The 21,063-nt window shown below is 54.5% G+C and carries 20 protein-coding genes; 4 read left to right on the top strand and 16 right to left on the bottom strand.

The window, feature by feature from the left end:
- Positions 1 to 112 precede the first annotated feature (112 nt).
- Positions 113 to 1,078 (top strand): DNA-methyltransferase, encoded by a 966-nt coding sequence (locus tag D7Z26_RS19650; protein WP_120978717.1) that lies wholly within the window; start codon positions 113 to 115, stop codon positions 1,076 to 1,078.
- Positions 1,079 to 1,139: 61 nt separating this feature from the next.
- Here D7Z26_RS19650 and D7Z26_RS27330 read toward each other — a convergent pair whose 3' ends face one another.
- Positions 1,140 to 1,292, bottom strand: coding sequence for a hypothetical protein (locus tag D7Z26_RS27330; RefSeq protein ID WP_158602379.1), 153 nt, complete (start codon positions 1,290 to 1,292; stop codon positions 1,140 to 1,142).
- Between the two features lie 212 nt (positions 1,293 to 1,504).
- On the opposite strand from D7Z26_RS27330, the gene D7Z26_RS19645 reads away from it, so the two are divergent.
- Positions 1,505 to 5,578: a bifunctional 2',3'-cyclic-nucleotide 2'-phosphodiesterase/3'-nucleotidase gene (locus tag D7Z26_RS19645; RefSeq protein WP_233567071.1), complete on the top strand. Its 4,074-nt coding sequence runs from the start codon at positions 1,505 to 1,507 to the stop codon at positions 5,576 to 5,578.
- 93 nt (positions 5,579 to 5,671) lie between these two features.
- Here the strand turns inward: D7Z26_RS19645 and D7Z26_RS19640 are convergent, their stop codons facing one another.
- From D7Z26_RS19640 to D7Z26_RS19595, 10 genes are all read right to left on the bottom strand, one after another.
- Complete coding sequence (locus tag D7Z26_RS19640) at positions 5,672 to 6,688, bottom strand: PHP domain-containing protein (RefSeq protein WP_120978715.1); 1,017 nt, start codon at positions 6,686 to 6,688, stop codon at positions 5,672 to 5,674.
- Complete coding sequence (locus D7Z26_RS19635; protein ID WP_120978714.1) at positions 6,678 to 7,553, bottom strand: alkaline phosphatase family protein; 876 nt, start codon at positions 7,551 to 7,553, stop codon at positions 6,678 to 6,680. Before D7Z26_RS19635 ends, D7Z26_RS19640 begins: the two co-directional genes overlap by 11 nt.
- Positions 7,554 to 7,558: 5 nt before the next feature.
- A complete protein-coding gene (locus tag D7Z26_RS19630) occupies positions 7,559 to 8,353 on the bottom strand; it encodes a DeoR/GlpR family DNA-binding transcription regulator (RefSeq protein ID WP_120978713.1) in 795 nt (264 codons plus the stop codon).
- Positions 8,354 to 8,355: 2 nt separating this feature from the next.
- Positions 8,356 to 9,417 (bottom strand): ABC transporter ATP-binding protein, encoded by a 1,062-nt coding sequence (locus D7Z26_RS19625; protein WP_120978712.1) that lies wholly within the window; start codon positions 9,415 to 9,417, stop codon positions 8,356 to 8,358.
- Positions 9,414 to 10,220 carry an ABC transporter permease gene (locus D7Z26_RS19620; RefSeq protein ID WP_120978711.1) on the bottom strand — a complete coding sequence of 269 codons (807 nt, stop codon included), beginning with the start codon at positions 10,218 to 10,220 and terminating at the stop codon, positions 9,414 to 9,416. Before D7Z26_RS19620 ends, D7Z26_RS19625 begins: the two co-directional genes overlap by 4 nt.
- On the bottom strand, positions 10,217 to 11,149 hold the full coding sequence (locus tag D7Z26_RS19615; protein WP_120978710.1) for an ABC transporter permease: 933 nt from the start codon (positions 11,147 to 11,149) through the stop codon (positions 10,217 to 10,219). The genes D7Z26_RS19620 and D7Z26_RS19615 overlap by 4 nt, the downstream gene beginning before the upstream one ends.
- 91 nt (positions 11,150 to 11,240) lie before the next feature.
- The gene (locus D7Z26_RS19610; protein ID WP_120978709.1) at positions 11,241 to 12,347 is read right to left on the bottom strand and encodes an extracellular solute-binding protein; all 1,107 of its coding nucleotides are present in this window, start codon (positions 12,345 to 12,347) and stop codon (positions 11,241 to 11,243) included.
- Positions 12,348 to 12,608: 261 nt separating this feature from the next.
- Positions 12,609 to 13,265, bottom strand: a complete 657-nt coding sequence (rnhA, locus tag D7Z26_RS19605; RefSeq protein WP_120978708.1) for a ribonuclease H — start codon at positions 13,263 to 13,265, stop codon at positions 12,609 to 12,611.
- Positions 13,266 to 13,439: 174 nt separating this feature from the next.
- Positions 13,440 to 14,186, bottom strand: a complete 747-nt coding sequence (gene map, locus D7Z26_RS19600; protein WP_120978707.1) for a type I methionyl aminopeptidase — start codon at positions 14,184 to 14,186, stop codon at positions 13,440 to 13,442.
- Positions 14,183 to 15,397, bottom strand: coding sequence for a multidrug effflux MFS transporter (locus D7Z26_RS19595; RefSeq protein ID WP_120978706.1), 1,215 nt, complete (start codon positions 15,395 to 15,397; stop codon positions 14,183 to 14,185). The genes map and D7Z26_RS19595 overlap by 4 nt, the downstream gene beginning before the upstream one ends.
- 205 nt (positions 15,398 to 15,602) lie before the next feature.
- Here D7Z26_RS19595 and D7Z26_RS19590 point away from each other — a divergent pair, with 205 nt between their 5' ends.
- Together D7Z26_RS19590 and D7Z26_RS19585 are read left to right on the top strand one after the other, a co-directional pair.
- A complete protein-coding gene (locus tag D7Z26_RS19590; protein ID WP_120978705.1) occupies positions 15,603 to 16,730 on the top strand; it encodes a ParB/RepB/Spo0J family partition protein in 1,128 nt (375 codons plus the stop codon).
- Positions 16,731 to 16,894: 164 nt separating this feature from the next.
- Positions 16,895 to 18,157: an MDR family MFS transporter gene (locus tag D7Z26_RS19585; RefSeq protein ID WP_120978704.1), complete on the top strand. Its 1,263-nt coding sequence runs from the start codon at positions 16,895 to 16,897 to the stop codon at positions 18,155 to 18,157.
- A 96-nt stretch (positions 18,158 to 18,253) separates the two neighbouring features.
- Here D7Z26_RS19585 and D7Z26_RS19580 read toward each other — a convergent pair whose 3' ends face one another.
- From D7Z26_RS19580 to D7Z26_RS19560, 5 genes are all read right to left on the bottom strand, one after another.
- The gene (locus D7Z26_RS19580; RefSeq protein ID WP_120978703.1) at positions 18,254 to 18,457 is read right to left on the bottom strand and encodes a hypothetical protein; all 204 of its coding nucleotides are present in this window, start codon (positions 18,455 to 18,457) and stop codon (positions 18,254 to 18,256) included.
- Positions 18,458 to 18,555: 98 nt separating this feature from the next.
- Complete coding sequence (locus tag D7Z26_RS19575) at positions 18,556 to 19,686, bottom strand: site-2 protease family protein (RefSeq protein ID WP_325050463.1); 1,131 nt, start codon at positions 19,684 to 19,686, stop codon at positions 18,556 to 18,558.
- Positions 19,687 to 19,831: 145 nt separating this feature from the next.
- Positions 19,832 to 20,179: a hypothetical protein gene (locus tag D7Z26_RS19570; RefSeq protein ID WP_147423875.1), complete on the bottom strand. Its 348-nt coding sequence runs from the start codon at positions 20,177 to 20,179 to the stop codon at positions 19,832 to 19,834.
- Positions 20,180 to 20,280: 101 nt separating this feature from the next.
- Positions 20,281 to 20,571, bottom strand: coding sequence for a hypothetical protein (locus D7Z26_RS19565; RefSeq protein WP_120978700.1), 291 nt, complete (start codon positions 20,569 to 20,571; stop codon positions 20,281 to 20,283).
- A gap of 13 nt (positions 20,572 to 20,584) precedes the next feature.
- A complete protein-coding gene (locus tag D7Z26_RS19560) occupies positions 20,585 to 20,965 on the bottom strand; it encodes a helix-turn-helix domain-containing protein (RefSeq protein ID WP_120978699.1) in 381 nt (126 codons plus the stop codon).
- Positions 20,966 to 21,063: the final 98 nt, after the last annotated feature.

The following is a 21,063-nucleotide window of genomic DNA, read 5'->3' as shown; positions in this document are numbered from 1 at the left end:
CCATATAGACGAAGCGAATGCGCCAAACGTTCAATAATCGATCCGTGAAAGCGGCAGGCGATTCTATTATAATGAATCTATCATGCAGTTAATCCATCAGGGCGGTGTTCAGATGTCAGACAAGGAAAAGAGCCGGGCGGGACGAAACCGGACAATCACGCTGAACGAATCCGAAAGATTGGCCTACGGCGCCAAGTTGATTACGTTAGCCGAGAGAATCACGCCGGAGAGAATCCTCGACCGCACCATCCACCAGGATCTATTCGAGGCGCTCGATTATTTGCCCGACGAATTCGTGGACCTGCTATTCATCGACCCTCCCTACAATTTAACCAAATCGTTTAACGGCCACACTTTTAACCAAATGGATCCCGCCCGTTACTCGGAATGGATGGACGAATGGTTATCGCGGCTCGTTCGTATCTTGAAACCTAACGCGACGGTATACATTTGCGGCGATTGGCGCTCCGGCCACTCCATATACGCGGTCGCTTCGAAATACTTCAATATCCTGAACCGCATTACCTGGGAACGCGAAAAAGGCCGGGGAGCGCTTGCCAATTGGAAGAACGCCTCCGAGGATATATGGCATTGCACGAAGTCCGCGGATTACAAGTTCTACGTCGACCGCGTCAAAGTCAAACGGAAGGTCATCGCGCCTTACCGAACCGCCGAGGGCGATCCGAAAGATTGGAACGACGGGGACGACGGGAAATTCAGGCTGACGCATCCTTCTAATTTATGGACCGACCTGACGGTCCCTTTCTGGTCGATGCCCGAAAACACCGACCATCCGACCCAGAAGCCCGAGAAATTGCTCGCCAAGCTCATTCTCGCCAGTTCCGACGAGAACGACGTCGTGTTCGACCCCTTCGGCGGCGCGGGAACGACTTCCGTCGTCGCGAAGAAGCTTAACCGCCGTTACGTGGGCGTCGAGCTCGACGAGACCTACTGCTGCCTCGCGGAAAAAAGACTCGAGCTAGCAAGCCGCGACGCTTCGATCCAAGGCTACTCCGAAGGTGTGTTCTGGGAAAGAAACACCATTCACGAAAAGAACAAAACAACGAAGAAACGATAATGCTCTCCCCTCCCTTCCCCTTCGCCGACATCCCCTGTTTCAAAATTTAATCGCTAGTTTATTAGACAATAGCCAAAGCGAGCGCCTCGCCATTGTTGGTTTTCTCGGCCACGGGAGCCGATTTGACCGCGAGGACCTCGCCATTGGCAATTCGTTGAGGCGATGAAACGGTTCCCTTAATCCCGGGATTCCTCCTCATTTTAACTCTCGCCATTCGGAACGCTCCGTCCCCATGCATGACCTTCGACGGAGAGCGCGACATTTTATCCTACTCAAGTACTCGGACTTCCTGCTTTGTTTGTTTTTCCAAATATCCATTATTATTGGTGTTATTCTATCAAACTTCTAATCTTACCCTAGAAGTTCGATAGAACATGCTCTATTCTACTTATGTTAGAATACCTAACGCGAGAGGAAGATGGAATGATGATCGAAACGCACCCGAAAAAGAAGAAGGCACTGCGAACGTTGGCCGTCTCGACTCTGACGCTCGCCTTGCTGTCCATGCCGTTCAACGGCATGTTCGCCGCGGCAGCCGACGCAGGCTCCACAGTAAAGCTCAGAGTAATGGAAACGACGGACATTCACGCAAACCTCATGCCTTACGACTATTACAAAGACGCCTCCTCCACCGCCGTAGGACTGGCCAAGACGGCCAGCCTGATCAAAACCGCGCGCGCGGAAGCGAAGAACACGTTCCTCGTAGACAATGGGGATCTCATCCAAGGAACGCCTCTCGGCACTTACAAGGCAGTGGTCGCCCCGATCAAGGGAGACGAGATTCATCCCGTGTACGAAGCCATGAACCTGCTAGGCTACGATGCTGCTACCCTCGGCAATCATGAATTCAATTACGGGCTCGACTATTTGGATTTAGCCGTGAAAGGCGCGAACTTCCCCTACGTAAACGCGAACGTGTACATAGACGACAAGGACGGCAACCCGGACAACGACGTCAACCGCTTCGAGCCGTATACGATCATTTCGAAAAAAGTAACGGATGAATCCGGCCAAGAGCAAACGTTGAAGATCGGCGTCATCGGCTTCACTCCTCCGCAGATCATCAACTGGGACAAAAGCTGGCTGGACGGCAAAGTCATTGCCAAAGACATTGCCGCGACAGCCGAGAAATTCGTGCCCAAGATGCGCGCGGAAGGCGCCGATATCGTCATCGCCATGGCGCACACGGGCTTTAACGGCAACGCGCAGCCGGATACGAACGCGGAAGATGCCGTTACTTTGCTGAGCAAGGTGCCGGGTATCGACGCGATCACGTTCTCCCACACCCACAAGGTGTTCCCTGCCGCGGACGAGAAATCGCTAGACGCTTTGTTCAAGGATGCCTCCGGCACAGTGTACGCGAGCGTCGACAACGCCAAGGGCACGATCAACGGCGTTCCTGCCGTGCAATCCGGCTACGGCGGCAGCAATCTCGGCCTCATCGACCTCACGCTCGAGAAACAGGACGGCAAATGGAAGGTCGCCGCTTCCCAGTCTTCTACCAAAGCTATCTACGATAGCGTCGCCAAGAAGTCGCTCGCGGAACCCGACCAAGCGATCGTCGATGCCGTCAAGGCGGATCACGAAGCGACGATCAAGTACGCGAACAATCCGATCGGAACGACGACGGAGCCGATCCACAGTTACTTCGCGCTCGTTCAGGACGATCCGTCCATCCAGATCGTAACGACCGCGCAGAAGCTCTACGTCGAGAATTACATCAAACAAAACCTGCCTCAATATAAGGATATTCCCGTCTTGTCCGTCGGCGCTCCATTCAAAGCCGGTCGCAACGGAGTCGAGGAATACACCGATATCCAAGCGGGACCGCTCGCGATCAAGAGCGCCGGGGATCTCTATCTCTACGACAACACGCTTAAAGCGATTCTGGTCAAAGGCTCGGTCGTCAAAGAATGGCTCGAGATGTCGGCCGGAAAATTCAACCGGATCGATCCGACGAAGACGGAAGAGCAAGCGCTGCTTAACCCTTCGTTCCAGGTGTACAACTTCGACGTCATCGACGGCGTGACGTACCAAGTAGACGTTACCAAACCCGCGAAGTACAAGATCGACGGCACGATCAACGACGCGACTTCGAGTCGGATTATCAAGCTTAGTTACAAAGGCAAACCCGTAGATCCGAACCAAGATTTCATTATCGCGACGAACAATTACCGCGCTAGCGGCGGCGGCAATTTCCCGGGCGTCAAAGGCAGCAAGTACATCATCGACGCGCCGGACGAGAACCGCCAAATCTTGATGGACTATATTAGCGCCAACAAGGAAATCAACCCTTCGATCGATCACAACTGGTCTATCGCGCCGATCCAAGGCGACGTGCACGTCACGTTTACGTCTTCTCCGAAAGCGGCGGATTACGCCAAGGCTACGGAAAACATCCGTTACTTGGGCAAAGTCGACGACAAAGGCTTCGGCATCTTCTCCTTGGATCTGAGCCGCACCTTCTCCGACGTGCCTTCCGCGCATTGGGCAGCTTCGGCGATTAACGCGCTCGCCGCGAAACAGATCGTCACCGGCAAGACGGATACGATCTTCGATCCCAACGCCAACGTCACCCGCGCGGAGTTCGCGACCCTGTTGGTCAAAGCGTTGAAATTAACCGCGAAGAAGCCTGCCGCGTTCAAGGACGTTCCCGCAACCGCATGGTACGCGGCAACGATCGCGGCGGCGAACGAGAACGGCTTGGTTCAAGGCGTTGCCCCCGGCAAGTTCGCGCCGAACGACACAATTACCCGCGAACAGATGGCAGTCATGGCGAGCAGCGCGCTTAAGCTGAAAGCCGGACAAGCCATTTCGGCCGAAGCGGGTAAAGCGTTCGCGGACGGATCTTCGATCAGCGCATGGGCGAAAGCCGGCGTGAACGTCGCCGTCGATCGCGGCGTCATGAGCGGACGCGGCGCAGGGAAGTTCGTCCCTAAAGCGTCCACTACTCGTGCCGAAGCGGCGAAGGCCGTAAATACGCTAATCAGCGATATCTCCGTGCAGTTGCTGGGCATTAACGACTTCCACGGGCAATTGGATTATAAGAAAGACGTGAAGGACGCAACCGGCAAAGTCGTATCTTCGTTAGGCGGAGCGGATTATCTCGCAGCTTACCTGAAGCAACGCCAAGCCGCGAACCCGAACACGTTGCTCGTGCATGCGGGAGACGCGGTGGGCGCGAGCGCTCCGGTATCCGCCCTGCTTCAAGACGAGCCGACGATCGATTTCCTGAACCGGCTCGGGTTCGACATCGGTACGCTCGGCAACCACGAATTCGATCAGGGCGTAACCGAAGCGCTGCGCTTGATCAACGGCGGCAAAAACCCGAAGACGGGCAAGGACTTCGCCGGGGCAAACTTCCCTTACGTCGCGGCAAACGTTGTCGGCGCGGACGGCAAACCAATTCTCGATGCCTACAAGGTCCTTGAGGTAGGCGGCGCGAAGATTGGATTCATCGGGGTAGTGACCAATATCACGCCTTCGATCGTCAAAGCGGAGAGCATCAAGGGCATCACGTTCACCGAACAAGCTCCTGCCGTTAATAAGGCGGTCAAGGAGCTGCAAGCCAAAGGCATTCATACGATCGTCATCCTCGCGCACGATCCGTTCGAAGGCACAGGCGACGCTCCGACGGGCGAAGTCGTGGATCTGGCGAACAGCGTGGACGACGACGTGGACGTCATTTTCGCCGGGCACAATCACGGCGCCGTGAACAAGATGATCGACGGCAAGCTCGTCATTGAAGCCTACTCGTACGGCACGGCATTCTCCGACGTCGATCTGGTCATCGATCGCGCGACCCAGAACGTCATTTCCGTAAAAGGCGAAGTGGTCGACGTCAAACGCGAAGCCATTACGCCGGATGCGGAAATTACCCAAATGATCAAGGATTATCAAGATCTGAACGCACCGGTCATGAACGCTCCGGTCGGCAAGACCGATGCGGCGATTACGCGCACGGCCAACGCCTCCGGCGAATCGGCGCTCGGCAACCTGATCGCCGACGGCATGCGCGAAGCGATGAAGACGGACTTCGCGTTCATGAACTCCGGCGGAGTCCGTAACGATCTTCCGGAAGGCAACGTTACTTACGGCAACATGTTCAGCGTTCAGCCCTTCGGCAACGTGCTCGTGAAGATGACGCTGACCGGCGCTCAAATGAAACAATTGATGAACCAGCAATGGGGCGCAACCGGTACGAAGATCGGCCAAATCTCGGGCTTTACTTACAAGTACGACGACAGTAAGCCTGCCGGCGAGAAAATCGTGGAGATCAAGAAAGCCGACGGTACCGCGCTTGACGATGCGGCACCCTACACGATCGTCGTGAACGACTTCATGGCAACCGGCGGCGACGGTTATACGTTGCTCATTCAAGGCACGAACCGCGAAGCCGGACCGGTCGATCTAGACGCCACGATCGCGTATTTGAAATCCAAATCCGCGAACGGCACGATATCGGCGAAGGTCGAAAACCGCATTACGAAGGTCAATTAATTAAATCGATCGTTTCTCTTCATGCGTAATAAAAATCCCCCTTGGGCGCGGTAGCCTAATCGCTCGCCGCTTAAGGGGGATTTTCTATGTCCGTTAATCCGCTTCCGTCTTTCCAATCGGTATCCGCCGCATTTGTCGGCCTTCGAATACGGTTAACTCTTTATAGCCGGCACGGATGGCCGACGCCCGGGCTTCATCCAGCAGCATGCCGATATCGTCGGGGAAATGGGCATCGGAGGAGAGGGCGATCGGCACGCCGTGCTCTGCCAGCACGGACAAGAGCAGCGGACTCGGACAAGCTTCGGCTACTGGAAACCGGTAAGCGAGCCCGGTGTTGATCTCCGTGGCCACGCGGTTCAAGATCATCTCTTCCGCCAATTGCCTGTAGAACGGGAGCAGTTCGCGCTCGTCCGCAGGCCGGAAACCGAACACCTTCAGATTGTCCGGATGGGCGAGAATATCGAACAGCCCGAACTCGCAGGCTTGCCGCATCAAGCCGTAATACCGGCCATAGGTTTCCAAAGGCTCCAACTTCGCGAAACGCGATTGCGTGTCCGGATTGTCGAAGCCCCAACCGTCGATGAAGTGGACCGACCCGATGACATGATCCCAATCGTAGCCCCGAAGCAATGATCCGAGCTCCTCCTCGCCTCCCTCGAAGAAATCCGCCTCCACTCCGAGCAACAGATCGGGGCGCGTTTTCTTCGCCTTGACGACGAACTCGACGTATTCCTCCAACGAAGCGACGCAAACATGGTTCAACCACGCTTCCTGCAAACGTCCGATCTCGCTATCGTCCAGAAGCATATGCTTCTCGTAATAACTTCGACACTCCCGGAAGCGATAGAGATGGTCGACCACGCCGAACAACCCGATTCCCCGCGAACGTCCGACCGTCAAATACCGATCCAGCCATTCTTCGCTAAAGCAACCATTACGCATCCGTTTACTGAGATGCTCCGTTAACTCCTCTGCGTTTCCGAGAGAAGCATGCATAGCCTTTCCGTTCCCGATATCCGAATCGGTCGAGGCAAGCGCCTGAAGCGTCCGCGATAACCAACGCAAGGAATACGGGCCTTCCTCCAGATGAAAATGCAGATCAACCTTCATCGTCCATCTCCCACCGCGACACGGTCCGATCGAGTCCGAAAGGCGGCGTTCCTTGCAGCTTCATCGCAACCGAAGGATCGATTCCTAAATATCGGCACATGATGGAGGCCATCTGAAGCTGGGCGATCGGCTCGCCTTTTCGCGAAGGGACCAGAAGTTCCCCCGTAAGGTACAGAGGGACCATTCTTTCCTCCATTGCCGTTCCTCCGTGTTGTCCGCTCGCGCTCATGCCATGGTCCGAGGTAACGATGACGTCGTAGCCTTCGGCGATCCATGTCGGCAACAAAGTCGCCAGCATGGCGTCCGCCATGCGAACGGAGCCTTCGTACTCTTTGCTTTCCCCTCCGAACTTATGGCCGGCGTCGTCGATATTCATCGAGTGGATATACAGAAAATGAGGATCGTAGGTTAAGCGCAGAAACTCCGCGTCCGCGAAAAGGTGGCTGTCCGGATAATGGTCCTCGAAGTAAAAGAGACCATGTTGGATCGGCTTGCTCTCGTCATGCTGATGACGATCCCGTACCGGATTAAACGGAGCCGAATTGTACAGCTCGCTCACCCAATGATAGGCCGCGGCAGCCGTCTTCAAGCCCGCTTCCGCGGCAAGATGGAACACGCTTTGCTGATGGCTTAATCTCGCGACGTGGTTTGCCGTAATTCCGTTGACGAACGCCGGCGTTCCGGTCAGCAACACTTCGTAGAGCGGCCTAGATAGACTTGGGAGCTCGGATTTGACCGAGTAACAGGTTACCTCCTCCTGTTCGACGAGATGCTCCATGAACCCTAAATAGCTGCGGGCCGCGTCATAACGAAGCCCGTCCAATACGACCACGATCAGCTTGCGGGATGCATTCTTTTGCTCCATCCGTATCACGCCTTTCCTCTGGCTTCGATCCATTGGATATGATTCGATTTCAATGCCGCGGTCCAATCTTTGGGAGCGGCAACGTTGCTGACGATCGTCTTGACATTACGTATCGGAGCGATCGTAACGAAGGCCTCTTTATCCAGCTTGGATTCGTCCGCGAGGACGATCGTCTGCGAGGCGGCCTCGACCATGCGCCGCGACAGCATCGTTTCGTTCAGATCGTAATCGCTTATGCCTCTGTTCATGGACAAGCCGCCGATGGAAATAAAAGCTTTATCCACCCGGAACTGGGCCATCATGTGCTCTCCCATCGCGCCGGTCAACGACTGCTGCTCCGGGTTCAATTGACCGCCGATCACGATGATCTGGCCCGAGAAACGCCCTTCGTTCAGCGACTGCATGAGATGATAAGCTACCGCGATCGAATGGGTGAGCACGGTTAGCCGTTCCCGATTGGAGATCGCTTTGGCCAGCTCCAGCGTCGTCGTGCCGACATCGATGGCAATCGTATCCCCGGAGGCGATCAATCCGGCCGCCTTGCCGCCGATCAACGCCTTCTCCTCCGCCATGACCTTCTGGCGATGCAGGTAAGGAGGCTCGTAATTCGCGGGCTTATCCAGGATCGCTCCGCCGTACACCCGCTTCACTAGTCCCGCCCCCTCGAGCTGCAGCAGATCGCGGCGGACCGTCTCTTCGGAAACGGCGCAGCGCCGCGAAAGCTCCGGCACCTTTACCTGTCCCTCCAGCCTCAGATGCTCCAGAATAATCTTCTTTCTCCGTTCGGACGAGATCGACATCTTTAAGCCCCTTCCTTCTCCAATTGCAGCAACTGGGAAGGATCGAGCACCAGACGGACCCCGCTTTGATCATTCGCTCGCAGGGAACGTCCGTCGTTTAATCTGTCGATCGTTAACCGAATGCCCGCCGCGTCAACGAAGTAGCGGATGACGTTCCCGAGAATATGGATCGAATCGATCGTTCCCTCAATCGTTCGCTTGCTCGCGTTAGCAGGGGCTGCCGCCAGCTCTTCCGCGTCGGATCGATCCATTAGCAGCTTTACCGATTCGGGACGCAACGCGAAGCTATCCGCCTGGCCGATCCCTTCGCCGAACAGGCGAGAAGCTTCCGCCCGGGATAGCACGTTATAGCTGCCGATAAAACGGGCCACGAATTCGGTACGCGGAGCCGAATAGATCGATTCCGGCGATCCGTCCTGCACGATGCGGCCATGGTTCATGATGCAGATCCGATCGGAAAGCGTAAGCGCCTCTTCTTGGTCATGCGTGACGAAAATGGTCGTCATTTTCAACCGCTTCTGTATTTGGCGGATTTCCGTTCTGAGGTTTTTGCGAATTTTCGCGTCCAACGCGCTAAGCGGCTCGTCGAGCAGCAGCAGCTTCGGTTGAACGGCAAGCGACCTGGCCAGCGCGACGCGTTGTTGCTGTCCGCCGGACAAATGCTGCGGGTACGCGCCCCGCTTATCCTCGAGATCGACGAGCGCGAGCAATTCCTCGCAGCGAAGCATGCGTTCTTTTTTGGCTACGCCGCGCATCTTCAATCCGTATTCGATATTGTCGGCTACGGTCAGGTTCGGGAACAACGCGTAAGATTGGAATACCATCCCAACCTCCCGGTTGCGGGGAGGAAGGTTGGACAGATCTTGCTGCCCCAGCCTGATTCGTCCTCCGTCCAGCTCGGTCAAGCCCGCGATGCAGCGAAGCAGCGTGCTTTTGCCGCAGCCGGACGGTCCGAGCAGCGTGACTAGCTCTCCCTCGCGAATCGTGAGGTCCACGTCGTTCAGAACGGGCTGATCGCCGAATAATTTACGAATGCCTTGAAGCTCCAAGTACGATGCGTTCATCCGCGCACCTCCCCATTAAACTTTTTGCCCAGCTTCATCCATACCGTCGATATAGCGAGTATGAAGATGAAATAGGTAATCGCGATCGCGCTAGCCAGATGCCCGCTCTCCGCCACCCTTTGGTACAAATACACCTGGATCGTCAGGATGTGGCCGCCGACCAACATGTTCGTCAGCACGAACTCCCCGAAGAGGACGGAGAAGGAAAGCAGCGTCGAGATCATGATTCCCGGCCAGATGTTAGGCAGAATAACCGTCAGGAAAGCCCTCATGCGCTTGGCTCCCAACAGTTCCGCCGCATGGAGCAGCTCGACCGCGGACACCGTGAGCAGACTATTGCGGATCCCTTGGTACATATAAGGGAGAATAACGACGAAATAAGCTCCGATCAGCAAGTAGGCGGTTCCCGCCAGGTCGATCGGTCCGGAGGAATACGTTCGGATCAGTCCGACCGCCGCCACGACGCCGGGCACGGCATAAGGCAGCACGACCAGCCCTTTCATGAACGATTCCCACTTCGGCAGATAGACCGTAATAACGAAGACGGCCGGCAGCATAACGGCGAGACTTAATCCTACGCTGATTAAACACAAGTAGAGAGACGTCCACAAAGCTTCGAGAAACCGCACATCCTGGAACATGCCCGCGACCCACTCGAGGGTCCACCCTTGAGGCAATATCGTCGTCTGCCATTCCTTGGCGAACCCGTACAAGAAAGTTCCGAGCAAAGGCAGCAGCAAATAAATCATGAGCAGCAGCATAAGCGCGCGATGCGGCCATCGCGCTTTCCGTTGCGTCGTCATACGGCTTCCTCCTTTGCTCCGGCGTTCGCGTTCGTCCCCGTGAGGCGTCCGCGGCTACGTTTCGCGCTCGGCTTCGACCTGTATTCCGAAGTAAATTCAAGCGAGCGCTTGGTCATTTTGTGGTTCAGGAATACGGCGAGCAGCGTAGATAATGCCAGCAGAACGGCAAGCGCGTTGCCCAGTTCCGGCTGATTGACGATATCTCCCGCGACCAAGGATCCGATTCGGATGGCAAGGAGGTTATAGTTGCCGCCGACGAGCGCATAAGCCGTCGCGTAGGCCCCCATCGCGTTGGCGAACAAAATTCCTAGCGTGCCGAAAATCGCGGGCGTCAGCATCGGCAAGCCGACCGATCTCCAGAACTGCCAGCGGTTAGCGCCCAGCAAGGAAGCCGCTTCCTTCCATTGATCCCGGATTCCGTAAAAGGAAGGATATAGAAGCAGCAAGGCCAGAGGAACCTGGAAATACACGTATACGAGCACGAGCCCCGTCCAGCTGTAGAGATTGAAGTCGGCGAACACGCTCCAGCCCCATTGCTTGAATAGCAGCGTGAACACCCCGTTGTTGCCCAAAAGGATAATATAAGCGAATGCAAGCGGCACTCCCGCGAAGTTGGAAGTCATATTCGAAAGCATCAGCAGCCTGTCGCGGATTCTCGGCGAGAAACGGGTAATCGAATACGCGCAGAGGAGTCCGACGATAATGCCGACAATGCTGGAATAAGCGGAGATCAGAAAACTGTTCTTGATCGCTTGCAAATAAAAGGCGCTGTGCAGGATTTTATCGTATTGCTTGAACGTAAACCCCGATCCGCCGCTCTTGGAGAAGCTCCCCATCAACATGGACAAGATCGGCGCGACTTGGAACGCCAGCACCATGACCGCGAAGGGAATCAAACCGAGCAGCATCCAGCGATTCCTGTTCTTCATGCCTGCCACTCTCCCGGGTTGGAATAAAACGGGCGCCTTCGGCTCTAGGACGAAGGCGCTCCGTTGTCGTTACGTTGACGGTTCTTGAAATTTAGTTGATATGAACGAGGACGCGTTCTTGCCATTGCTCGGGAATCGACTTCGCCGTTTCTTCCCAAGCTTTGTAATCGCCGACCGGCTTAGCGTTCGCGTACTCTTCCTTCGGCAGCAGCTTAGCCTGCACGTCGTCCGGAAGCTTCACGCTGTCTCGGATCGGTCTGGCGTAACCTTTGGCCAGATTGATCTGACCCGCATCGCTGAGAATATATTCCCGGGTCAGCTTGGCGGCGTTCGGATGCGGAGCGAACTTATTGATGATCGTCGCATATCCGCTCACGACGCTGCCTTCTTTCGGAATCGTTACGGTATACTGGTCTTTGCCCAGTTGGTCGCTATAGTTAAGGGCGTTGAAGTCCCACAGCAGCGTCACTTGGACTTCGCCTTTTTCGATATTGGCAAGCGTCGCTTCCACGTTGGCGATGCGGCCTTTTTTCGCCAGATCCTCGAAGAAAGCAAGACCCGGTTCGATATTTTTCTCGTCCCCGCCGAGCGCGATCGAAGCGGCCAACACGGCCATCTGAGCTTGCGCCGCTTTCGTAACGTCGCCCACGACGATTTTGTAGTTGCCGTTCTTCAGGTCTTCCCAGCTTTTGGGCGGATTGGGCACCAGCTTCGTATTCGTCATGAACGCGATCGTCCCTTGATATCCGATGACCCAGTGTCCGTCCGCGTCCTTCGCCCATGCCGGGATTTCGTCCCAATGCGAAGTCTTGTACGGCTGCGTAACGCCTTTGGAGATCGCGACCGGACCGAATGCGATTCCGACATCTCCGATATCCGACGTAGGCTTGTCTTTCTCCGCGTCGAATTTGGCGATTTCTTCCGCGCTCGACATATCCGTGTCGGTATGCGCCAACCCGTATTTCGATTTCATATCCGCCCACGTGTCTTTCCAGTTGGCCCACGAATCCGGCATTCCGACGCTGACGACGGATCCTTCTTCCTTCGCCTTTGCTTCGATCTCGGACAACGTTAGCTCCTTGGAACCCGTCGCCTGATTTCCCTTGTCGTTCGCTCCGCCGCAAGCGGCTACAAGCGCCACGAACAAGGATAAGATTAACGCCACCGCCCATTGTTTCTTCATCCGATTCCCGATCATCGTTACCTCTCCCCCATCTTGTAAGATCCCTTGTACCCGTAATCTTCGCGCGACAAAAAATTGTGGGATGTGTCTTTATTCTTGTTGTTTCCTGCCTAAACTCACAATAAAGCTTCACTATTTCCGTGGGATTAAGGAAAATGGCATTGTTTGTTAAATCGATAGAGAATAGTAAAATATTCGATCTCGCGCGATAACAAATAGAGCCCCCGACCGCTTGCGCGGCCGAAGGCTCCTGTTCTAATTCCCTGCTTATCGCGTTTATTTGCGGCCGTAATCGGCCTTGATCTCGCCCCATTGCTTCGTTTGCCATTTCGCGACTTTGTTCTTGTAGGAATTCGTCTTCAGCCAGTGGATAGCCCGGTCGACCAAGTCCCAAATTTCCTGCGTGGATTCGTCCCTGGGCAGCGTCGAAGACACCGCCTTCTGTTTGACCCATTTCAACGCGTTGACCGAATCGCTGTACACGGTTTTGTCGCTGCCGATCTTCTGCAGATACGCCAAGCCGTGAACGATGGCGAGAAACTCCCCGAGGTTGTTCGTCCCTTTCCGGATCGGCCCCTTCGCGAAAATAACTTCTCCCGTCCGCGTATCGACGCCCTTATACTCGACCGGCCCCGGATTGCCGTTCGTGCCGACGTCGACGGAAATACTGTCGTAATCGACCTCTTCGGTCGAGTCGACAGCCGCGGCAATCGCCTTCGGCTTGAAGCTTCCTGCCGAGCCCGCCGTTTTTCCGCTGCCCCAGTGTTTCTTCCAGCCTTCTTTGTAAGCGACCTCGGCTGCCGCCTTCGTCTCGTAAGACTTGAACTTCGCCTCGTCGAACTTATTGATCTGCTCCTGGCAATCCGCCCAGCTCGCGTACACGCCGGGTTTTCTTCCCACCCATACCACGTAATATTTTTGCTTAGCCGCCATCTATGTTCAACCTCTTTCGATATCGTTACTCATGCTTTTATTTAACTAGTAAAGCAATAATAGCTCGGACAAGCAAGTATCCTCGTACTTGGAACGGTGTCCCATAATATTACATCCGATGTCGGGAAAAGAGAAGAGCGCCCGGCTCTCCTGTCGGAGACCTGCGCTCTATTGTTAACACGCGGTAACGATGATAGGCTTGTGGTTCGTGATAATGATCGTGTGTTCGAACTGGGCGACACGGCTTCCATCCGGAGCCATAAGCGTCCAACCGTCCTCTTGTTCGTTAACGTAGGACGCGCCAGTGGACAAGAACGGCTCGATCGTAATGACTTGGCCGGCTTTCAACACTCTCTTGTCCCGCGCCTCGTAATAAGGCAAAATCTCGAAGGGCGCTTCGTGAAGCCCTTTGCCGACGCCGTGGCTGCAAAGGTTTTCGATGATCTTGAATCCGTTTCTTGCCGCTTCGTTCTGCATGATGCGACCGACTTCGTTCAGCTTCACGCCCGCCTTCAAGCTTGAAATCACTTTCATCATCGTGTCATGCGTCGCTTGGCAAAGGCGATTCACTTGATCCGTGACCGGCGGTAGTTGGAACGATTGACCCGCATCCGCGTAATAACCGTTCAGTTCGGCGGACACGTCGACGTTCACGAGATCACCCTCGCGAAACACCCGGTCTCCGGGAATTCCGTGCGCAACCTCTTCGTTTACGCTAATGCAGGTGTATCCGGGGAAGTTTACGTCTTTCATAGGCGCGGACACGGCGCCGAATTCGGCGAGCGTTTCCTGCCCGATAAGATCGAGCTCTCTCGTCGTCATGCCTGGCCGGGCGCTTTGTTTCATGCGTTCGATCGTTAACGCGACGATTCGGCCGATCTTCAGGAGTTGATCGACATCGTGCTGGGATTGTATCGTCATTGGTTGGCACCTGCTTTCTTTCTTCTAATCATGACGAAATAACAGACGAGCGCTCCGATATCCGTCGAAGCGATTATGATTCCCATCGGAAGGGCATTCTCTCCGCCCGCAATCCCGACGACGGGCGCAAGCACGCCGCCGAGCAAAAAGGCAAGCAGTCCAAGCAGTGCCGACGCGCTCCCCGCCGCATGGCCGTGATTGCGCATGGCCAAGGAAAACCCGGTCGAGCCCACGATCCCGACGCTCGCCACGACGAAGAACAACGGAATCAAGATCGCCGCCAAACTTGCGGAGAGCATAATCATAAGCAGCAACATCGTACCGCCGACCGACGCGATCGACAGCCCGCAGAGAAATAGTTTTTTCTCTCCGACTCTACTTGCCAGCCTTCCCGTTACTTGTCCGGCAATAATGATTCCGAGGCCGTTAATGGCGAAGAACAAGCTGAACATTTGGGGAGATACGCCGTATATGTTCTGAAGCACGAAAGGAGAACCTGCGATATAGGCGAACATTGCCGCGGTTATTAAAGCTTGCGCAAGGGCATACCCCATGAACGTACGATCTCCGATCAACTTGCGGAACGTGGACAACGTCTGTCGTAATCCCCCGGTCATCCGTTTGTGGACGGGCAATGTTTCCGGCAAACCGAACAACACGGCGAAGAGCGTCAACGCTCCCCAGCCCGCCAGCACGATAAACAAACCTTCCCATGGCATCGTCTTGAGCAATTGTCCTCCGACGACGGGAGATAGGATCGGGGCTGCCCCGTTAACGAGCATGAGCATGGCGAAAAACTTCGTCAGCTCCGGTCCGGAGTACATGTCTCGAACGACGGCCCGGGAAATGACGATGCCGGCCGAACCGGCCAAGCCCTGAACGAAACGTAACGCCACGAGCACTTCGATCGAAGGACTGAAAGCGCACAAAACCGATGCTATCGCATAAATGAACAGTCCGATCAGCAAAGGCGATCTTCGTCCGCGAAAATCGCTTAATGCGCCGGCGAAAAGTTGTCCGACCGACAAGCCGATCATGCATGCCGTCAAGCTTAATTGCGCGTAAGATGAACTCGTATGCAAATTGTCCGCCAGCTTGGGCAATGCCGGCAAATACAAATCCAGAGATAACGGTCCGAACGCCGAGAGAGATCCGAGCAGAATGACGATCCAAGCCACGCCCGACCTTTTGGGACGCACGTCCGCCGCCATTTTTATGACAGGTTGATTCAATTTCCCACATCCTCCGATTTCTACGATTCTACCATCATAGTATATATACAATTCATACATCAATATTTAATAAGCGGACGCCCCGCCAGCGATTCCCTTGGTTCCCAGGAATGGCGTGCTGTTATATAATACATATGTTCCCAATGGCGCGTCCTTACACGACCACAAACGATAGGAGACCCTCATGGACATTATCCAAATTCCTACCCATCTCATCGATGAAGATAAAGATCAACCTAGATATCAGTTCCAAGAAGAGCAACTGCAAGAATTAATGAAGAGTATCGAAGAACTCGGCCTTCTGTCTCCGATTAAAGTCCGCACGACGGGCGACGGACGGTACAAAATCATCTACGGCAACCGCCGATACAAAGCTTGCTCCATGCTTAACCGGCCAACGATTCCTTGCATCGTCTCTACGGTAACGGACGAGTTGGAAATCTATCTCGAGCAGATCGCGGAAAATTTGACTCGCGAAGGTTTCTCTCCGATCGAAGAAGCCGAAGCGTTCAATAAGCTGCTCAACGACCCGAAGTTCAGCAGCTCGACGAAATATATGTCCAGCAAGCTGGGCAAACCGGAAGCCTACATCAAGAACAAGCTGGATCTGCTGAAGTTCAGTCCGGCCGTGCGGAAGCTCATCGTCGGGGGCACCGATATTCGCAAGGATATGCTCACGGAAGATCAACTGATGCCGCTTAAGGACTTGCCGATGGAATACCGCGATTCGTTGGCGCTCGTCATGGCATCGGACGAGATGCCGGTATCCGACGTGAAGCGCATCGCGAAGCTGTTCAAGGACAAGGAGATTTCCGACGCCACGAAGGGCAAGCTCCTGTTCAAGACCGGACCGCAGTTGCTGGAAACGTGGTCCACGCACGAACACAATAAGAAGGAACGCGCCAAGAGCGTCGCGGCTCCGGAGGAGACCGTTGCCGACGGCAACCAGGCAAGTAAGGAACGCCAGCAGGCAGACATTTCGTCAGGCTCTCCAGCAGAGCCCTCCCCTGCCGCTGCCGTCACGAGAACCCGCAACAAACCACCGGAGCCTTTTACGCGCATGGAGGGAATCGGCGTACAAACGGAGTGGGAAGAAGACGATGCGGGAACTTATAATCCGATCGAAGAGATGCTGAACGTAATGCTCTCTTCCTTGCCGACGCCGGTTGCCTTGGCCGCGAGCGACCTGCCTCATCTCGAAGGGGTTGAAAGGCAGCAATTCGTCCGGGACGTGGACACGCTCGTTGCCGACCTTGAACGCCATCTGGCAGAATGGCGCGCTATAAAAGATCAGCTGGTCGTTCGCCAATAGCTCAGCTAACGAAGCAAGGGATAGTCCTTCAGAGGCCGCTCAAGGCCTTGACGGACTATCCCTTTTTGGTTGGAGCATAAACTTGCCATCCATGGCACCTTGCCGAGCGCATCGGATAGACGGTAAGATGGTTGGATACTTTACACCTAGAGGTTATTCACGCCATGAAAATAAAAGATTGGGATATTAATTTAAAAATAAGGCTCGCGGGCGAATTTTCGTTTAACGTGATCTTGTGGGCGTTTTTTCCGTTCTTGTCGATTTTCTTCGCCGAATCGTTCGGCAAAGGGCTGACGGGAGCGTTATTAATGCTGTCCCAGATCTTATCCGTCATCGCCAACTTGTCCGGCGGCTACTGCGCCGATCGATTCGGTCGCAAGCGGATGATGGTCGTCGCGGCATCCGGACAAGCGATTGGCTATGGCATATTCGCGCTCGGTTCGTCCCCGTTATTACCCGTTCCCATCGTCGCGTTCGCCGGATTCAGCTTGGCCAGTATATCCGGCGCATTCTATTATCCGGCCAGCCAAGCGATGGTTGCGGACGTCGTGCCGGAAAAGCATCGAGCCGGCGTGTTCGCCATTTTCTACACGGCCGCGAACATCGCCGTCGTCATCGGCCCGCTAATCGGATCGGCATTTTTCTTGGGTTATCCGTTCGCCGTGTTGCTCGCCGCCTCGGTCTTCTGCGCTGGACTTGCCTTATTGCTTAACAGTCGCACTCGGGAGACGCTCCCCGCCGACATAGCCGACCGAACGCGCGAGAAGAACGGGGAGCCTTGGCATCGTTTCCTTACCGACCAACTGCGCGATTACCGGGTGATCGCATCCGATCGCGTGTTTCTATTATTCATAATCGCCGGCGTGTTGTTATCGCAGACTTTCATGCAGCTCGACTTGCTGTTCCCTGTCTTCTTGAAGGAAACCGTTCCGCTCACGACCCTATTCTCTTACGGAGATTGGATCTGGCAACTGTCGGGCGAGAAGCTTTTCGGTTTGATCGTATCCGAGAACGGCCTATTGGTCGCGCTGTTTACCGTCGTCGTAACCCGCTGGATGCTCGGCTTCCGGGATCGTTACGTTTTCATCGGAGGAGCGCTATTCTACGGGATCGGAATCGCCATGTTCGGCCAAATGAGTACGTTCTGGGGCTTCTCCGCCGCGATTGTCGTCTTCACGCTAGCAGAGCTTATGTCGGCCGGTCCGCAGCAAGCTTTCGTATCCCGCCTCGCGCCCGATCATATGCGGGCCCAATACTTCGCGGCTTCCAGCTTACGCTTCACGCTAGGCCGCACGATCGCCCCGCTGTCGATCCCGCTTGCGAGCCTCATCGGCTTCGAGTGGACGTTCTGGCTGCTCGCGGGAGTCGCGGTGCTGTCCGCGGTGCTCTACCACCTGATGTTCAATCGTTACGACCGCCAAATCTAACGCGAACGAGGCTCCTAAGAGGTAAAATAACCTCTCGGAGCCTCGATGTTTTTACTGTTTGATCGGCAAAAATAGAATCGCAGGCACTTTTTGCCGCTATTCTCTAACGATTTCGTTGATCCTCTTAATAGATAACCCCGTATTTCTCACGACGTCCAGCATCGAGGAACCCGGGTTCTGCTTGATATACTCTTTGACGGCTTGCGATTCGGCGATGTAGATCTGCTGGCAATCCAAGCATAGCGTATCCGGTCGTTGGACTTGAAGCTTCCCGCATCTGCCGCAATTGATCAATTCCATCTCTGTTCACCCTGTCGACTGAATGCTGGCCGTATAGCTTAACGCCGCTCTTGGTACATTGTACCATTAGTGGAGGGATTCGTCCCCTAACCGATCGCTTAGCGATATAGCTCCATCAAACGATGGCCGTAAAGCATGAATAGCGAAAGCGCGCCCGCCAACAACAAATAGGCAGCCAGCACTTTCCATTTCAAAGATGCCGGGGCTTCATAATACGCCCTGTTTTGCTCCAATTCCTCGTTCAGCAGCGAAATTCTATCGGCAGCATGCCGAATGGCCCCGGTTAACAAATGGGACGGGATCGGGCGGGACGGGTCCGATTCTTCGTATTCTACCGGCTGATGCTCCCATTCCTGCAATAACGTCAGTGTCTGATTCGCGAAATGCTCGTCCATCTTCACTTGTTCGCGGGCGATCCTGCCCTCGTCGTTCAGGTAAGGAATCAACCTCCCCGTATCCTTCTGGGCAGCTTCTCGAGCGACGGCGGCTTTCGCGGACAGGGCTTGCTTGAGCTCCCAAGTGCTCGTTAAATTCGGCCAGCGCGAGATTTCCTCGCGAAATTCGCTCAGCTTCTGTTTCTCGTACGCGTAAACGGCGTTCCGATAGCCCTCTTTTCCGCGATTCCACCAAGAGAACAAGCCGACGATCGCGATCAGAATAAGAATCGGGCTTGGCGAGATGACGACGAACGCGCCTAGAATTAGCAGTCCGATCAGCCAGATTTTCGTGGAGAGAACCGAAACGATCCTGCCTCCGTCAAGAGGAGTGACCGGAATCAGGTTAAACAAATTCAACATCGCCCCCACGAAAATAACGACCGCCCAGAACGGATCCTCCGTCGCCTGATACAACGCTACGGCCGGCAAGAACGAAATGAGGCCGGCAAGCGGCCCGCCGTAGGCCAGGTAAGCTTCGGTTGCCGCGTCCTTCGGTCGTTCCTTCAAAGAGATGAGCGCGCCAACGAACGGAATGAAGAAAGCCGGCGACGTCTTCACGCCTTTGCGTTTCGCAGCGATAATATGTCCCATCTCGTGCACGAATAACAAATAAACGATAGCCAAGCCGAATTTCCAACCATAAATCGCGGCATAAGCCCCCATGCTTACCATCATCGTTATGAATGTACCGCCGAACTTCGTCCACTTCAGCAGAGCAAACGCCCATTTGAACTTCGCTAGCAGAAACACTCCGATCCCCGTCCAAATCGATCGGTTGCGAGATTTATTCAAAGTTATACTTCCCTTCCTTGAGTTAGGCTAGTTAGATTCTATTCGTATTATCTCATGTATTACGCGAAGGGTTAAGTACGGTTTCGGACGGGTCGAGCCTATTCGGCAAAAAAAGCGCCCCGAATTGGCCGGGAGCGCTCTTGCGTTATTCCTCGATATTAGGTTTGGAAGATTCCGCGAGACGACGAATCCGTTCCTCGGTCATGCCGCTTACCTCGGCAATCCAGGCGATATCCATCCCTTTGGACAGCAGTTTGAGTACCATTTCGGCTTTGCCTTCTGCTTTGCCTTCAGCTTTGCCGATAGCGATTCCTTCGTCACGGCTTCCGGACATTGAGGAAACCCAATCTCTCTGGGCGTTTTCCCTTGCTTCCGCCAGCTCGCGAACGGAATCTTCGCTACTCAGCAACTCCAAATGTTCTTCTGTTTTTCCGATAACCGGATCCATGGCTATCAGCTCCTTTAATCTTTGCTCCGACAACTTCTCGTCCATGAACATCAACCATCGGTGCTTCCGTATCGGCGTATGAAGTAATTATAACACAACCCGACCGTAACTAAATATACAGAAATGTAATCGAATCCCAACCCGGTTTAGTGCCACCGAGTAAGAGAAAAGGCAAGCTTGCCGGTCAAAATCGACATCTGCTCGGAGAGCTGTCCGGCGTAAGGAATCAGTTGCCATCTGCCCCGGGGACTGGCGATGCTTAACACGTACTCGTTACCCGGAAAAGGCGTCAATATCGCCCGATTCGCGATTTGATCCGACTCTATGGAGTAAATAATGAAGCTGCTTTTATGGATGCGGACGCTAAGATGAGTATGCGCAAGCGAATGGAGCTCATGCTGGATGAACTGGTACGCCAAATGCAACGCGAGACTCAATCGTTTCGGCCTCCTAGTCTTTCCTACGGTTTTTTGTTGGATTCTTGGCATCTACCGCGTTTAAATAACTGTTGGCGGATCCGATTACGTACTTGACGTCATCGATCCCTCTTTCCAGCAATAACGACTTGTGAATCTCGACCATCAACCGCTTATCTTCGATTCCCTCTGCCATATTCAGCTTCTGAAAATTGAACAGCTCATTGGGCGCGATCTCGAGGGCATTGATGATTTTCTCCAAAGTCTTCAAGGAAGCGTTCGTCTGGCCCCGTTCGATATCCGATATTCTCGTTACCTTGATTCCGCTTCTTTCGGCAACCTTTTCTTGGGTTAAACCCTTCGCTTTCATGATCAACCTAAGTTGCTCGCCTACGAGCCTGAGAAAATCCGACATCTCATCACCTCAATTAAGAGGGTAAGCAATGCGCGAATCAAATTTTATCCTCATACAAGGGGATTATTTAATAAAAATCCTGTATCAGAGGTATATTT

The organism is Cohnella endophytica (assembly GCF_003628305.1).
Lineage (GTDB): Bacteria > Bacillota > Bacilli > Paenibacillales > Paenibacillaceae > Cohnella > Cohnella endophytica.
Note: the sequence above shows the minus strand (reverse complement) of the source record. Positions and strands in the feature narration are given on the sequence as shown.

Excerpts from the sequence above, each read along its gene's own strand:
- D7Z26_RS19650 (WP_120978717.1), top strand. The coding sequence starts at position 113 with ATGTCAGACAAGGAAAAGAGCCGGGCGGGACGAAACCGGACAATCACG.
- D7Z26_RS27330 (WP_158602379.1), bottom strand. The coding sequence starts at position 1,292 with ATGGCGAGAGTTAAAATGAGGAGGAATCCCGGGATTAAGGGAACCGTT.
- D7Z26_RS19645 (WP_233567071.1), top strand. The coding sequence starts at position 1,505 with ATGATCGAAACGCACCCGAAAAAGAAGAAGGCACTGCGAACGTTGGCC.
- D7Z26_RS19640 (WP_120978715.1), bottom strand. The coding sequence starts at position 6,688 with ATGAAGGTTGATCTGCATTTTCATCTGGAGGAAGGCCCGTATTCCTTG.
- D7Z26_RS19635 (WP_120978714.1), bottom strand. The coding sequence starts at position 7,553 with ATGGAGCAAAAGAATGCATCCCGCAAGCTGATCGTGGTCGTATTGGAC.
- D7Z26_RS19630 (WP_120978713.1), bottom strand. The coding sequence starts at position 8,353 with ATGTCGATCTCGTCCGAACGGAGAAAGAAGATTATTCTGGAGCATCTG.
- D7Z26_RS19625 (WP_120978712.1), bottom strand. The coding sequence starts at position 9,417 with ATGAACGCATCGTACTTGGAGCTTCAAGGCATTCGTAAATTATTCGGC.
- D7Z26_RS19620 (WP_120978711.1), bottom strand. The coding sequence starts at position 10,220 with ATGACGACGCAACGGAAAGCGCGATGGCCGCATCGCGCGCTTATGCTG.
- D7Z26_RS19615 (WP_120978710.1), bottom strand. The coding sequence starts at position 11,149 with ATGAAGAACAGGAATCGCTGGATGCTGCTCGGTTTGATTCCCTTCGCG.
- D7Z26_RS19610 (WP_120978709.1), bottom strand. The coding sequence starts at position 12,347 with ATGATCGGGAATCGGATGAAGAAACAATGGGCGGTGGCGTTAATCTTA.
- rnhA (WP_120978708.1), bottom strand. The coding sequence starts at position 13,265 with ATGGCGGCTAAGCAAAAATATTACGTGGTATGGGTGGGAAGAAAACCC.
- map (WP_120978707.1), bottom strand. The coding sequence starts at position 14,186 with ATGACGATACAATCCCAGCACGATGTCGATCAACTCCTGAAGATCGGC.
- D7Z26_RS19595 (WP_120978706.1), bottom strand. The coding sequence starts at position 15,397 with ATGGCGGCGGACGTGCGTCCCAAAAGGTCGGGCGTGGCTTGGATCGTC.
- D7Z26_RS19590 (WP_120978705.1), top strand. The coding sequence starts at position 15,603 with ATGGACATTATCCAAATTCCTACCCATCTCATCGATGAAGATAAAGAT.
- D7Z26_RS19585 (WP_120978704.1), top strand. The coding sequence starts at position 16,895 with ATGAAAATAAAAGATTGGGATATTAATTTAAAAATAAGGCTCGCGGGC.
- D7Z26_RS19580 (WP_120978703.1), bottom strand. The coding sequence starts at position 18,457 with ATGGAATTGATCAATTGCGGCAGATGCGGGAAGCTTCAAGTCCAACGA.
- D7Z26_RS19570 (WP_147423875.1), bottom strand. The coding sequence starts at position 20,179 with ATGGACGAGAAGTTGTCGGAGCAAAGATTAAAGGAGCTGATAGCCATG.
- D7Z26_RS19560 (WP_120978699.1), bottom strand. The coding sequence starts at position 20,965 with ATGTCGGATTTTCTCAGGCTCGTAGGCGAGCAACTTAGGTTGATCATG.